11 protein-coding genes and 3 pseudogenes are annotated in these 12,860 nt (G+C 54.2%); all 14 read right to left on the bottom strand.

Annotated features, from left to right (window positions below; translation table 11 throughout):
* Positions 1-750 precede the first annotated feature (750 nt).
* Entirely contained in the window at positions 751-1,428 is a 678-nt protein-coding gene (gene phoU, locus JCM12539_RS04830; RefSeq protein ID WP_054649684.1) for a phosphate signaling complex protein PhoU, read from the bottom strand.
* A 21-nt stretch (positions 1,429-1,449) separates the two neighbouring features.
* On the bottom strand, positions 1,450-2,211 hold the full coding sequence (gene pstB / locus JCM12539_RS04825; protein WP_054649682.1) for a phosphate ABC transporter ATP-binding protein PstB: 762 nt from the start codon (positions 2,209-2,211) through the stop codon (positions 1,450-1,452).
* Positions 2,212-2,247: 36 nt separating this feature from the next.
* A complete protein-coding gene (pstB, locus tag JCM12539_RS04820) occupies positions 2,248-3,054 on the bottom strand; it encodes a phosphate ABC transporter ATP-binding protein PstB (RefSeq protein WP_054649680.1) in 807 nt (268 codons plus the stop codon).
* A 20-nt stretch (positions 3,055-3,074) separates the two neighbouring features.
* A complete protein-coding gene (pstA, locus tag JCM12539_RS04815; protein WP_054649678.1) occupies positions 3,075-3,959 on the bottom strand; it encodes a phosphate ABC transporter permease PstA in 885 nt (294 codons plus the stop codon).
* On the bottom strand, positions 3,956-4,882 hold the full coding sequence (gene pstC, locus JCM12539_RS04810) for a phosphate ABC transporter permease subunit PstC (RefSeq protein WP_054649676.1): 927 nt from the start codon (positions 4,880-4,882) through the stop codon (positions 3,956-3,958). The genes pstA and pstC overlap by 4 nt, the downstream gene beginning before the upstream one ends.
* Before the next feature lie 9 nt (positions 4,883-4,891).
* Positions 4,892-5,709 (bottom strand): annotated as a pseudogene (locus JCM12539_RS04805) (phosphate ABC transporter substrate-binding protein PstS family protein).
* A gap of 690 nt (positions 5,710-6,399) precedes the next feature.
* A complete protein-coding gene (locus tag JCM12539_RS04800; RefSeq protein WP_054649674.1) occupies positions 6,400-7,374 on the bottom strand; it encodes a sensor histidine kinase in 975 nt (324 codons plus the stop codon).
* Positions 7,368-7,586 (bottom strand): hypothetical protein, encoded by a 219-nt coding sequence (locus JCM12539_RS04795; RefSeq protein WP_054649672.1) that lies wholly within the window; start codon positions 7,584-7,586, stop codon positions 7,368-7,370. The genes JCM12539_RS04800 and JCM12539_RS04795 overlap by 7 nt, the downstream gene beginning before the upstream one ends.
* Positions 7,570-8,040: a hypothetical protein gene (locus JCM12539_RS04790; protein WP_054649670.1), complete on the bottom strand. Its 471-nt coding sequence runs from the start codon at positions 8,038-8,040 to the stop codon at positions 7,570-7,572. Before JCM12539_RS04790 ends, JCM12539_RS04795 begins: the two co-directional genes overlap by 17 nt.
* Positions 8,033-8,727, bottom strand: a pseudogene (locus tag JCM12539_RS04785) (response regulator transcription factor). The gene JCM12539_RS04790 and the pseudogene JCM12539_RS04785 overlap by 8 nt, the downstream one beginning before the upstream one ends.
* A 2-nt stretch (positions 8,728-8,729) precedes the next feature.
* Positions 8,730-9,854 (bottom strand): PDZ domain-containing protein, encoded by a 1,125-nt coding sequence (locus JCM12539_RS04780; protein ID WP_054649668.1) that lies wholly within the window; start codon positions 9,852-9,854, stop codon positions 8,730-8,732.
* Positions 9,855-10,035: 181 nt separating this feature from the next.
* A complete protein-coding gene (ftsX, locus tag JCM12539_RS04775) occupies positions 10,036-10,923 on the bottom strand; it encodes a permease-like cell division protein FtsX (RefSeq protein ID WP_054649666.1) in 888 nt (295 codons plus the stop codon).
* Positions 10,913-11,600, bottom strand: a pseudogene (gene ftsE / locus JCM12539_RS04770) (cell division ATP-binding protein FtsE). The gene ftsX and the pseudogene ftsE overlap by 11 nt, the downstream one beginning before the upstream one ends.
* Before the next feature lie 19 nt (positions 11,601-11,619).
* Positions 11,620-12,736 (bottom strand): peptide chain release factor 2 gene (gene prfB / locus JCM12539_RS04765; protein WP_156302064.1). Its coding sequence is split into 2 segments (ribosomal slippage): positions 11,620-12,663 and positions 12,665-12,736, totalling 1,116 coding nucleotides; the frame shifts between segments, so codons are not numbered across the junction.
* Positions 12,737-12,860 lie beyond the last annotated feature (124 nt).

Genomic DNA, 12,860 nt, shown 5'->3' with positions numbered 1-12,860 from the left:
TGTTACACCCCGGCAGTGGTTACCATTCCGACCCCACACGCCTCCGCTCCCCGGTCCGACCGACGCGGCCTAACACTACTAGCAAAGCCACACTTTCGGCAAATAACTTCCGTCCCAAACCACACCCTTGGAGTTCACAATAATCAGTGCTGATATTGTAACTAACATTCAACGGGGCGATTGTGGGTTAAGTGAACCCTAACGATAAAAGTACATACCAAATGGGGAAATGATTACCGTTGACCGAGATTAGGCCTTGAAATTACCCGTCATTTTTAGATCATAGGCACGAGCAGTATATACTCCATACGCCCTGCCATACGGATACGCTATTGTTATCAACCAATACAGGAATCATTTCGGCAATGGTTTCTGATCGAACCACTCGTAAATCCGTCCGCACGTGTGGTTCTGGCCGGTGGGGGTGCCGTGGAGTGCGGAGACGACTGGACCCGGAACGGTGACCGCTGTTAGGGGGTACCGCTGTAGGAGCCGCAGGCGACGTACAGCGCGACGAGATTAAAGACTGACGACGGTTTTTGTCGGCAGGCTTTAATTCGCACCGGAAACCGGCGTACTTTGCCGGTTGGAGGTTTCGCCCTAGCAGCGGTCACCGTGGAGCGGTCCACAAAGTCGCAGCACCCCACGGCACCCGCACCAGCCAGAACCGCCACTGAGTGAACAAACGCATGAAAAAAAAGTGGCCCTCTTCAGGCCACTGATTGTTGACGCTATCAACCAGCGTCAGGGTTAGAACTTGTCTTCTTTGTCACTCGACTGCAACTCCGTGATCTTCCCCGTCTTCAGGTAAACGATCCACTCACAGATGTTCGTGACGTAATCGCCAATCCGTTCGAGGTACGACGCTACCAGCATGTAGTCCATGCCGCCGACAACCGTCTCGGCGTCCGCCTGCATCTCCGCGATACATTCCTGGTAAATGTTATAGGAAAAGTCGTTGATTCCGTGGTCCTGCCCCGCAATCCAACGGGCGCGGTCCTCATCTTCCTTAACGTAGGCGTCCAGGACTTCGGAAACCATTTCCTTGACGGCGTCGGCCATCGCGGCCAACATTTCTTCAATCGCGGGCACGCGGGTATTGCCCTTCACCCTGATGGTGGACTTAGCAATCGAAACGGCGTGATCACCCATCCGCTCCAAGTCGTTCACGGCCTTCATCACCGTGACCACCATCCGCAACTCACTTGCCACCGGCTGCTGGAGAGCAATCATTTCAAAGCTGCGTTTTTCCAGGTCGACTTCACGTTCGTTAATCTGATCGTCTTCCTCGATCACCTGGCGCGCCAAAGCCTTATCGTGATTGATAAATGCTCGCACCGATTTGGAGATGGCCTCGTTGACCATCATCCCCATTTCTGAAAACCGTACGTGCAGCTCGTTCAGCTCGTCGGTAAATTCCTCACGCATAAATTTTGTCCCCCGTTTTTTTTAACCAAAGCGGCCGGAAATATAATCTTCGGTTTCCTTGTGTTGTGGATTCATAAATATTTGCTTAGTGGGACCGACCTCAACAATGTCCCCCTGTAAGAAGAACGCCGTCCGGTCGGAGATACGTGACGCCTGGTGCATGTTGTGCGTCACGATAATGATTGTATACTGGTCCCGCAATTCAAGCAACGTATTCTCAATCTGCGTGGATGAGATGGGGTCTAGCGCACTCGTGGGCTCATCAAGCAAAATCACTTCCGGTTGCACGGCCAGCACCCGCGCCATCACGACACGCTGTTGTTGCCCGCCAGAGAGGCCCAAAGCCGAGTCGTGCAACTTGTCTTTGACCTCATCCCAAATTGCCGCCTGCTGGAGGCTCCGCTCACACGCTGCGTCCAAAGTAGCGCGGTCCCGCACACCCGCTAACCGCAAACCATAGACAACATTGTCGTAAATACTAAACGGAAAGGGATTAGGCTGCTGAAACACCATGCCCACCCGCTTACGCAACTGTACCACGTCCGTTGTCGGTGCGTAAATGTCCTCGCCATCCAGTTTGATGGCCCCGGTCGTCCGCGCACCCGGTACCAGGTCGTTCATGCGGTCCAGCGTACGCAGGTACGTGGATTTACCACACCCGCTGGGGCCAATGAGCGCCGTGATTTCGTGTTCCGGAAAGTCGATGGAAACACCCTTGATGGCCTCAAAGTCACCGTAGTAAATGTGGACGTCCTTACTGGTAATGATATTCTTGTTGGCCATGAATTGTCCTCCGTACCTAAGTTGCCAAGCAGTAAATTAACCAAAATTTCCCGACACGTAATCGTCAGTCGCCTGAATCTTCGGCCGCGTAAAGATTTTGCGCGTCTCATCAAATTCAAGGCACTGACCGTTATAGAAGAACGCCGTGTAATCACTCACCCGAGCCGCCTGCTGCATGTTGTGCGTCACGATAATGATGGTCAGCTGGTCCTTGAGCGCCATCATGGTGTCCTCTAACGTTGCAGTCGAGATTGGGTCCAGAGCCGACGCGGGTTCGTCCATCAACAGAATGTCCGGCTTCATGGCAATTGCGCGTGCAATACACAAACGCTGTTGTTGCCCACCAGATAAGGCCAGTGCACTCTTGTGGAGTTGGTCCTTGACCTGGTCCCACAACGCCGCCTGCTTGAGCGTGGTCTCGACAATCTCATCCAGTTCTGCTTTGCTCTTCGTGCCAAAACGCTTCAGGGCAAAGGTGATGTTGTCGTAAATGGACTTAGCAAAGGGGTTGGGGCGCTGGAACACCATACCGATGTGCTTACGCATCTCGTACACGTCCACCGCGTTGCTGTTGATGTCCAGCCCCCGATACATAATGTTGCCCGTAACCCGGCTCCCATAAATATTATCGTTCATCCGGTTAATTGACCGAAGATAGGTCGATTTACCAGAACCACTGGGACCGATGAGCGCTGTGATTTTGTAGCGTTCGAACGGCAACGATACTCCGTGAATGGCTTCGTGCTCACCATAGAACACCCGTAGATCATCGGTGGAAACCGCCACTTCTGCATCACCGGGTAGTTCGCGGATAAAACGGTCATCTAATGAATAATTGGCCATGTGCGACCACTCCTCTCTCGCTATGCGGCGGTCATTTTACGGTAAATAAAGGTACCCACGCGGCGTGCCAGGAAGTTGAATAGCAACACCACAATAATCAATACCGCCGACGCTCCGGCGGAAACGGCGGACGCGTCGGGCTGAATCCCCTCGGCATTGATCTTCCAGATGTGCACGGCCAAAGTTTCGGCCGGACGCATCGGGCTGAGTGGGCTCTGAATATCAAAGGGATTCCAGTCCGCAAAGTTCAGTGCGGGTGCACTTTGCCCGGCTGTGTAAATCAGAGCGGCGGCTTCACCGAAGACACGCCCCGCACCGAGAATCATCCCCGAGATAATTCCTGGTAGCGCCTCGGGAATGACCACGTGGATCACGGTCTCCCAGCGGGATAGTCCTAGCGACAGCCCGGCCTCACGCTGGCTAAACGCAACCTGTTCCAAGGAATCCTCAATGCTCCGCGTCAGCAACGGTAGGTTGAACATGGTCAACGCGAGCGCGCCACTAATGATTGAGAACCCAAACTTAAACTGAATTACAAACAGCAGAAAACCGAACAACCCCACGACCACAGAGGGTAAACTACTCAAAATTTCGATGGCCGTCCGGACAATTTCAACTATCCGCCCTTTGCCGGCATACTCCGATAGGTAAATGCCCGCACCGAGTGAAATCGGTACCGATATCAGCATCGCCAACACCAACAGGTAGAAGGAGTTGAACAGTTGAATTCCAATCCCCCCGCCGGCCTGGAACGCCTTTGCCGGGCTCGTCAGGAAGTGCCAAGAGATGTGCGGGACCCCGCGCACCAGGATGTAACCCAGTAGTCCCGCCAGGATGAGCACAATGATTCCCGCAATGACGTTGATGACGCCAGTGGCAATTTTGTCCACACGTTTTGCGTTCATTTCAGGGCACCCCGCTTTCCAATCCAGCGAATGACCAGGTTAAAGGCCAACGACATGAGTAATAGTATCAACGCCAATGACCACAGCGCGTTATTCTCCAGGCTGCCCATGACCGTGTTACCAATACCGCTGGTCAAGACGGAGGTCAAGGTGCTGGCTGGACTAATCAAGTCCTTTGGCAACATGGCCGCGTTACCAATCACCATTTGTACCGCTAGGGCTTCACCAAACGCGCGGGCCATCCCGAACACGATCCCGGTCAGAATACCCGGCACCGCAGCCCGTAACACTACGCGCGAAGTTGTCTGCCACCGGGTTGCGCCCAAAGCCGCAGAGGCCGAACGGTAATAGCTTGGTACGGCGTGAATTGCGTCCACGGTCATGGAGGTAACGGTCGGCAAAATCATGATAAACAGCACAAACGTCCCGGCCAGAATACCGAACCCAGTCCCACCAAAGACGTTACGAATGGCCGGCACCACGACGCTCAGGCCAATGAACCCGTACACAACGGATGGGATCCCCACCAAAAGGTCAATGACCGGTTGGAGTATCTTTGCACCCCACTTAGTCGCGATTTCGGTCATAAACAAGGCCGCCCCGATGGCAAAGGGGGTAGCAACAATCGCCGCCAAGAAGGTTACGCCGAAACTACCAATAATCATCGGCAGGGCGCCAACTTCGGGTTTACCGTGGGGTCCGGTGGTACTCGGCGACCAGCTAGTTTTGCTCAAAAAGTCCCAGAGGTTCACCTTGTTTTGGTAGAAAGTCGCTAGCCCTTTAGACGCAACAAAGTAAAAGATTGCCACGACGACCAGGACAATCAGCGCGATGCACGCAAAACTAATCGCCCGACCCCGCTGTTCAATGCGGGCCGCACGCGATTTGCGTAACATGGCTGCGCGAATCTTGTCTTCTTCCATCATGTCCTCCTACTGGCGCGTAACGCGACCGTTAACGTCACGTACAATCTGCATGTCGTTAATAGGGATGTACCCCATCTGCTTCACGAGCGTCTGTTGCACCTGGTCGCTCATAACGTAATCAATGAAACGTTTAGTGAGTCCCTTCGCAGCACCGCGGGTATACATATGCTCGTACGCCCAGATATGCCAACGGTTCGAGTGCACGTTGGCCTCGGTCGGAGCCACCCCGTCAACCTTGACCGTCTTCACGTCTTTGTTTACGTACGAAAAGGCCATGTACGAAATCGCGCCCGGTGTGCTGGCGACAATTTGCCGCACCATCCCGGTGGAATCCTGTTCCTGCGCCGTCATGGTTGGGACGTCCCCCATCACCCAGCGTTCAAAGGTCGCCCGGGTACCGGAACCCTGCGCCCGGTTCACCAGCACGATGGTAGGTTCTTACCGCCAACCTGCTTCCAGTTGGTCACCTTACCGGCAAAGATGTTACGTAACTGCTGCGTGGTTAGGTTAGTCACGTCCACCTGCTTGTTCACCACGGGGGTGATACCAACCACCGCCACTTTGTGATCCACGAGGGCTTTGCTATTGATGCCCTTCTTCTCGCTGGCAAAGAGGTCGGAGTTACCGATGGAAACTGCGCCTTGCTGAATCTGGGATAGCCCGGTGCCGGACCCACCACCCTGAACGTTCACGAAAACGCCGTAGTGGTCGCTGGCGTACTGCTCGCCGGCCGCTTCCACAAGCGGCTGAAGCGCAGAACTACCCACTACGGTAATTGATTCGCCGCTCCCGCTGGATTTGCAGGCGGTCAAACCAACCAGCATGAGTATTAATACTGTGAATAGGCCTAGCTTCTTCACGGTGCTACCTCCACACATTCTGTCTATTATCAGTGTACTGTTCGTTGGTAAATGCCACAGTCACGTTACTGTAATGGTTGTGTAAATCCTCGTTGCGATTGGGGGGGTTGTGAGTGCCGCCGGTCCGTTTGGCGGTAATCAAGCTCCGGTGCTGGGGTGGTGGTTGGTCGCTGAAAGGGTGAAAGCTTCAGCCTGCTCCGCAGTCTTCCGCTGCCACTCAGAGCCTACGGGCAAAACCCGCCCGCAGTCTCTGAGCTGGTCTCGCCGTACGGCACTTCGTTTCTACGGCGCTGCTATCGCAGCCCCATACAGCGACCAACCACCACCCCCGCACCTCCACTTGATTACCGCCAAGCGGACCTACATGGGGTGCACCCAAACCTAAAATAAATTGGCGTCAGCACAATAACTTTTTTTAACATTGACACAATCTGTATATACACATCAATAAAGAACCGTCACCACCAAGCGCCTGAAGCTTCAGTGGTGACGGTTCTAATGTAAAAGGCGGTGTTGCCACCACATAAATTTCTAACGGAAGTTATTACCGCTACAGCTAACAAATAACTAACTACTTAAACTACCCAGTCTGGCTCTGGTGTGTGCGACAACGTTCCCGAAAGGTCAAGTGCCGCCAAACAATTGTATCGACTTTTACTTTGTGGGGGTCGCGTTCGGTAAAGCAACCGTAAACGTGCTACCCACGCCCAGTTGGCTAGCCAAGTGGATGGATCCACCCAAAGCTTCCACCAGTTCGGAGACAATCGCCAGTCCTAAACCAGTACCGCCACTATTCCGTGACCGTGCTTTATCCACACGGTAGAACCGCTCAAAAATCCGTTGCTGTTCGTCGTCGGCGATACCGACACCGGTATCCGAAACCTGTAGCCGAATGCCACCGTTAGTTCGCACGCCGACGATTGATAACGTACCCCCATCTTTATTGTAAAAGACGGCGTTATTGACTAGGTTACGCACAATTTGACTCAACTTGCTCTTGTTAGTTTCCAACGCCAGGTCGGCATCTAGCTCAACATTCACGTGTAATTTCCGGTCGGCAATCGGCTGCTGAATACTATTCAGCGCGTTTTGGACTAGCGGCGCAATCGTGACCTTCTCAATATGGTCGTTGCTTTCACCAACGCGCGACAGCGCCAGCGTATCCTGAATCAACTGGGATAGCCGCTGGGATTCGCTTTGAATGATGTGCAAAAAGTTGTCCAGCGCCTCGGGATCATCTTTAGCCCCCGCCAGTAGTGTTTCCGCAAAGCCGGCGATGGCGGTTACCGGCGTCTTCAACTCGTGGCTCACATTCTGGACAAAGTCGGACTGCATCTGTTCGACTTTGCGCATGAACGTCACGTCGTACAGAATCACCAGCACCTGGAGTTCATCTGGGCCCTTCCGAATGGCCACCGTCGTCGCATCAACGTCAACCGTACCATCCTGAATCTGGATTTCCTCGTGCCGACTTTCACCATCACGCGCCGTGTGTTCAATCATTCTGCTCAAGGCAAAGGTCTGGATATCATCAACGTACGGGTGGCGTTGCCGACTAATTTCGTGGCCCAGCAAAGTCGCCATGGCAGTGTTCACAATGGTTACTTGACGCTGACCGTTAATCAACATGACCCCTTGCGCAGGTGATCCACTAACTGCACGAACCGTTCCGAACGCACCGTCAGCTTCCGGCGCCAGTGCGTAACGTCACCCTCCAAGCCCTGAATTTGGTAGGCCAGCGGGTAAACTCGTGAGCTCGGTGGCACCAGTAACGGATGGGCGTGGTGGTCATACCGCACGCGGTGGATGTTATCCGCCAACGCGTTAATTTCGGATTTCAAATGCCGGTCGTCCCGGGCGCTCCAGACCAGTAGGAGGGCCACCAACGCCCAGTAAATAACGGCGTAAATGATACCTTGCTTCACGCCAACAGTGCCGACGTTCCAGCTCGGCCAACAAACCCCAGTTACCGTCTTTGCCTGAAGAAATGTACACAAACTGCCGCTTACCGTTGAGGTGAATGTACACGTGGCTATGATTGCGCAGGTCATCCCCACTCCGAATACGGTCCTGCACCACCGCCGCAATGTGGGATTTACCGTCCAAATTGACTTCCGTTATCCGCCCCAATTCTTGCTCCTGGTGACCGCCAGCCTTGGCGACCACCGCCATTTGCTGGTAAGTATCGTACTGTTTTTGCGCCAGAATCGTATTTTGCAGGGTGATAAGGGCAAAAAAGCCCGCTATCGCTAGCAGGGCTATCACTATAAAACGTCGACGCGCATGTTTAAGCATTGGGATCCTCCAATTGGTAACCAAAGCCACGGACGGTCTGTAAATATTCCGCGTGCTTAGGGTCACGCTCAATTTTTTTTCCCGTAAATGACTCACCTGAATGTCCACCATCCGGGTCTCACCAGGGTAATCGTACCCCCACACCCCGTTCAGTAGCACGTCACGGGACAAAATCTTCCCGTGGTGAGTAGCAAAGTATTGCAGTAACTCAAATTCTTTGGGCGTCAGGTGCAGACGTTCACCCCGCATCGTGGCCCGGTGGTTCAACGGCTCAATGGTTAACTCGCCAACTTTCAATACCTTGGCCCCATCGTCCTTGGCGTTACCCACCCGGCGCTCGATGGCCTTGATACGCGCGATGATTTCGCGGGGTGAAAACGGTTTGGTGACGTAATCATCTGCCCCCAGTTCCAAACCAATAATTTTGTCGGCCTCAGAATCCTTGGCGGTCAAAATCATGATGGGCGTGGTCACGTCGGCTTTGCGTAACTCCTTCGTGACGTCAATGCCATCCATTCCGGGTAGCATGAGGTCCAAAATAATAAAATCAAACTCATTATTCAGCGCTAGAGCCACGGCGTCCTGGCCGTCGCCGGTCGAGGTCACCGCGTAGTGCTCGGCCTCGAGGTTGTATTTAAGCAAAGTAACGATTGCTGGTTCGTCGTCCACTACCAGAATTTTCTTCATCATTAATCCTCCGGAAAGGTGATAATGCCCAAAAGGTGCGGCGTGCCCGTGTAAATAGCGGTCTCCACCAGCCGAAATTCGCCGGCCGTATCCTGCACTCGCAGCCGGCAAAAGGTACCCAGATGTTGTGACGCGTTATAAAGTGATGCGGTGTCCGTCACGTCCGCCCCGTTACACTGTAACACGACGTCGCCCGGGACTAAACCCATGCGCGCAGCCGGCGTATCAGCCACCACCCCCACCACGCGGACGCCAGGACGCACCAGCGTGACTTCGGGGTGCGACCGCCGTAGTACCCACAAAGTAACGAGGGCACCCAAGCTCAGCAGCGCGACGCCCAAAATTACTGGTGTCGCCTTAACCACATCGGCGTACACAAACGCAGCGGCTATCACCGTAACGAGCCCCACCACGCCCTCAACCCACGCGGTGCAAACAAGCGCCGGCCGCGACTTTGCCTGTTGGTGGGTAAAACCGAAACCGAGGAATAGCGGCAAGGCCAGTAGGGCAAAGTGGCCCTGGCTGAGTCCCAGACCTAGGTGCGGCCACCACGGCAACGCCGCCAGCCACGTGCCGGGCACCGGCAGTATGAGCGGTAACCACAGTAGCTGACGCACCCGGTACCGCGCCCAAGTCTGCCCGCCACGACTAACCACGCGGGGTGAGGAGACAGGTCGGTGCCCCCGCCAGGCCGTATAGGCGTTGACTAGCAAGGCTAGGCCCACAATCAGTAGCGTGCCGGGGGCCCACTTTGCCGGGGTGCCGCTGGGTAACCCGATTGCCGACCACCATCCATGCGGAATGGCCCAGACAATGGCACCAACCAGCCCTAGATATAGTGGCGAAAATCCGGGCATCACCAGCGCCATGATCAACGCGAGTGCGGCAAAGGTGATGCCAACCGCGGTGGGTATTGTGACGCCGAGTACGATTAACAGGACGGACATCAATATCCCCGGCAACAGGGTCGCCAACCAGTAGTACCCTTCTTCGAGGAGGTCGCGGGTCACCGCCAGCCGCACAGCTGCGCGCTCGTGCTGCAGCCGCCGCCCCGCACGAATGCGGACAACGAGGGCAATCAAGATGGTGCTCACCAAAAATAATAGGTCAAACTGGATCACTCCCACTGCAATGACACCTCCACTTGTTTACTGCAAGTATACCAAACTACACTGGGGGACAGGGCAACGATTCATGACAAAGTGGCGGCTTAATTATACCTAGCGCTGAAATTTATCCTCAATAATCTTTTGCATATAACCAATCAAAAACCGCGACCCAACCGGCCGCGGTTTCATGGATATCACTTTAAACTTTGAGGTAACGACGCATCGACAGCCCGGCCCCGGCGGCACCAATCACAATTCCGATACCGGCAAGTAATAGGTCCAACCAGAACAGGAACGGCATCGTGTTAAAGAACGCGTAACCGTTGGCCGCGACGCTCAGGCCACTGTGGCTCACAACGGCCCCGTAACCCATGTCGACAATGATAATTGGGATAAGCGAGCCGAACAGCCCCGTCCATGCGCCTTCTAGTAGGAAAGGCCAGCGGATGTAGCCGTTAGTCGCCCCGACCAAGCGCATAACCGCAATCTCTTCGCGTCGGGACATAATCGTGATACGGATAGTGTTGCTGATCAGGAATACCGCTACCAGTAACAACAGCACCGTGAAAGCAACGCCCCAGTTGCGCACCTTAGCCGCTACTCTGAACAGCTTGCGGGCCGTATCACCACCATAACTAGCTGATGCCACGTTAGCCAACTTGCGGGCTTTCTTCGTGACCGCCATCGTGCTGGCCGAGTTCTTCGTCTTCAGAATGTAAACGTCGTTCAGTGGGTTATCGTCACCTTTGAACATGTTCCATTCTGAACCGTAACCACTCACAATGGAATTTAACTCGGCATTACGGGAACGGTACGTCACCTTCTGAACGTGCGGAATCTTCTTGAGCTGCTTAGACAATTTGTCCTTGGCGGCCTGCGGGGTCTTCCGCTCAACGTACACGCGGACCCGGACGTCGTTTTCGACCTGACGGCTGACGTGGTTCACGTTAAACAAGACGGCCAGAAAAATACCGACCATGAACAAAGTCACCGTGACGGCCGAGATGGATGCGACGGACATCCAGCCGTTCCGGCGTAGGCTCTTTAAGCTGTCGCGGACGTGCCGCTTAATCACGTTAGTTTTCAACTTCGTAAGCCCCCTCTGCTTCGTCACGAACAATGGCACCACCGGCAATCTCAATTACTCGGTGCTTACGCGAATTAACAATATCCCGGTTATGCGTCGCCATGATGACCGTCGTCCCGGCGCCGTGAACGCGGTCCAGGATATCCATGATTTCTTCACTCGTATCCGGATCCAGGTTCCCGGTCGGCTCGTCAGCGATGACCACCGTGGGCTTGTTCACAATCGCCCGGGCGATGGACACACGTTGCTGTTCACCACCAGACAATTCATTCGGGAAACGCCGAATTTTTTTGCTCCAAGCCAACTTGCTTGAGCACATCCAGCACACGGGGCTTGATGTCATCCTCGGGCGTCTCAATAACCTGCATGGCGTACGCAACGTTTTCAAAGACGGTCATCCGGGGCAGCAACTTGAAGTCCTGGAACACGACCCCCATCGACCGGCGGAGCATTGGTACGTCCTGCGGCTTCATCGTGCCAAAGTCAAAGTCGTTAATCGTAATCTGTCCACTGGTTGGTACCAACTGGTGGTACAACATCTTAATCAGGGTCGACTTCCCGGCCCCACTTTGCCCAACGATATAAACAAACTCACCCTGCTGAACCTTTAGGGACAGGTTTTTGACCCCGGTCACGCCGTTGTCATAGGTCTTAGTGACCTTATCAAACACAATCATTTTGCGGAACCTTCCTTCCTCAATCGGGATTCTTCTGTGCTAATTGCCACTGTAAGTACGCGTAGATAAACGGATTCAAGTCGCCGTCCATCACTGCCTGGCCGTTGCCAGTTTCATAATCGGTACGGTGATCCTTCACCATCGTATACGGGTGGAACACGTACGACCGAATTTGCGAACCAAAGGCGGTGTCGAGTTGCACACCACGAATCTCCGCTTCCCGCCGTTCCTGCTCTTCCTGTTCCTTCTGGTAGAGCTTGGCCTTCAACATGTTATAAGCCGTTTCTTTGTTCTGAAACTGTGACCGCTCGGCCTGCGAACTGGTGACCAAGCCGGTAGGAATATGAATTAACCGGACGGCGGAACTGGTTTTGTTAATATGCTGCCCACCGGCCCCGCTACTGCGGAATACTTCCATCTTGATGTCATCCCACCGCAAGTCAACGTAGATGTCCTTATTGAGTTCCGGCATCACGTCAACCGAAGCAAAGCTGGTGTGGCGGCGTGACGCGGAATCAAACGGTGAGATTCGAACCAGCCGGTGTACACCCTTCTCGCCGCGCAGCATTCCGTAGGCGTTGGTACCCTTAATCAGCAAGGTAACGCTCTTTAACCCCGCCTCGTCGCCGGCTAGATAATCCGCCACTTCAACGCTATAGCCGTTTTGATCCGCCCAGCGTTGGTACATCCGCAACAGCATACTGCCCCAATCCTGCGCCTCAGTCCCACCAGCGCCCGGATGGATTTCCAAGATGGCGTTGCTATCATCGTACGGCCCATCCAGCAGCAAGTTCAGCTCGTACTTCTGCATGGCTTCCTGCAGCTGACTCAACTGCTGCTCAGTCTCTGCCTGTAGCTCCGCGTCGGGCTCTTCCTGCAGTAACTCGTACGCAGCCTGGAGGTCATCCACCGCGTCACTCAGACGGTAAAAAGCATCATGCTTGCTCTTCATCACGTTGGTGGCATCAATCACGGCCTGCGCGGACTCCGCGTCGTCCCAAAAGCCGGGCGCGGCCATTTGGGCTTCATTCACACTGATATTTTCGTTCAGCGCATCGAGGTCAAAGCGACCCCCTAAACTGGGCAATCTTTGCGCCCAAATCAGTTAACGCATTACGAATTTGGCTTAATTCCATGTTGATAATCCTCACTCATAACTATTATGTACAAAGTTATGTTGCCAATCAGACGAAGCCTGTGACAACATAACTATTTCCATACTGCCCCTGACACGCGTTCAGCCAGCAAGTCCAAGGACCG

Source organism: Lacticaseibacillus pantheris DSM 15945 = JCM 12539 = NBRC 106106 (assembly GCF_001311175.1).
Classification (GTDB): Bacteria; Bacillota; Bacilli; order Lactobacillales; family Lactobacillaceae; genus Lacticaseibacillus; species Lacticaseibacillus pantheris.
The sequence above is the reverse complement of the archived record's forward strand: the minus strand, read 5'-3'. Positions and strand labels throughout refer to the sequence as shown.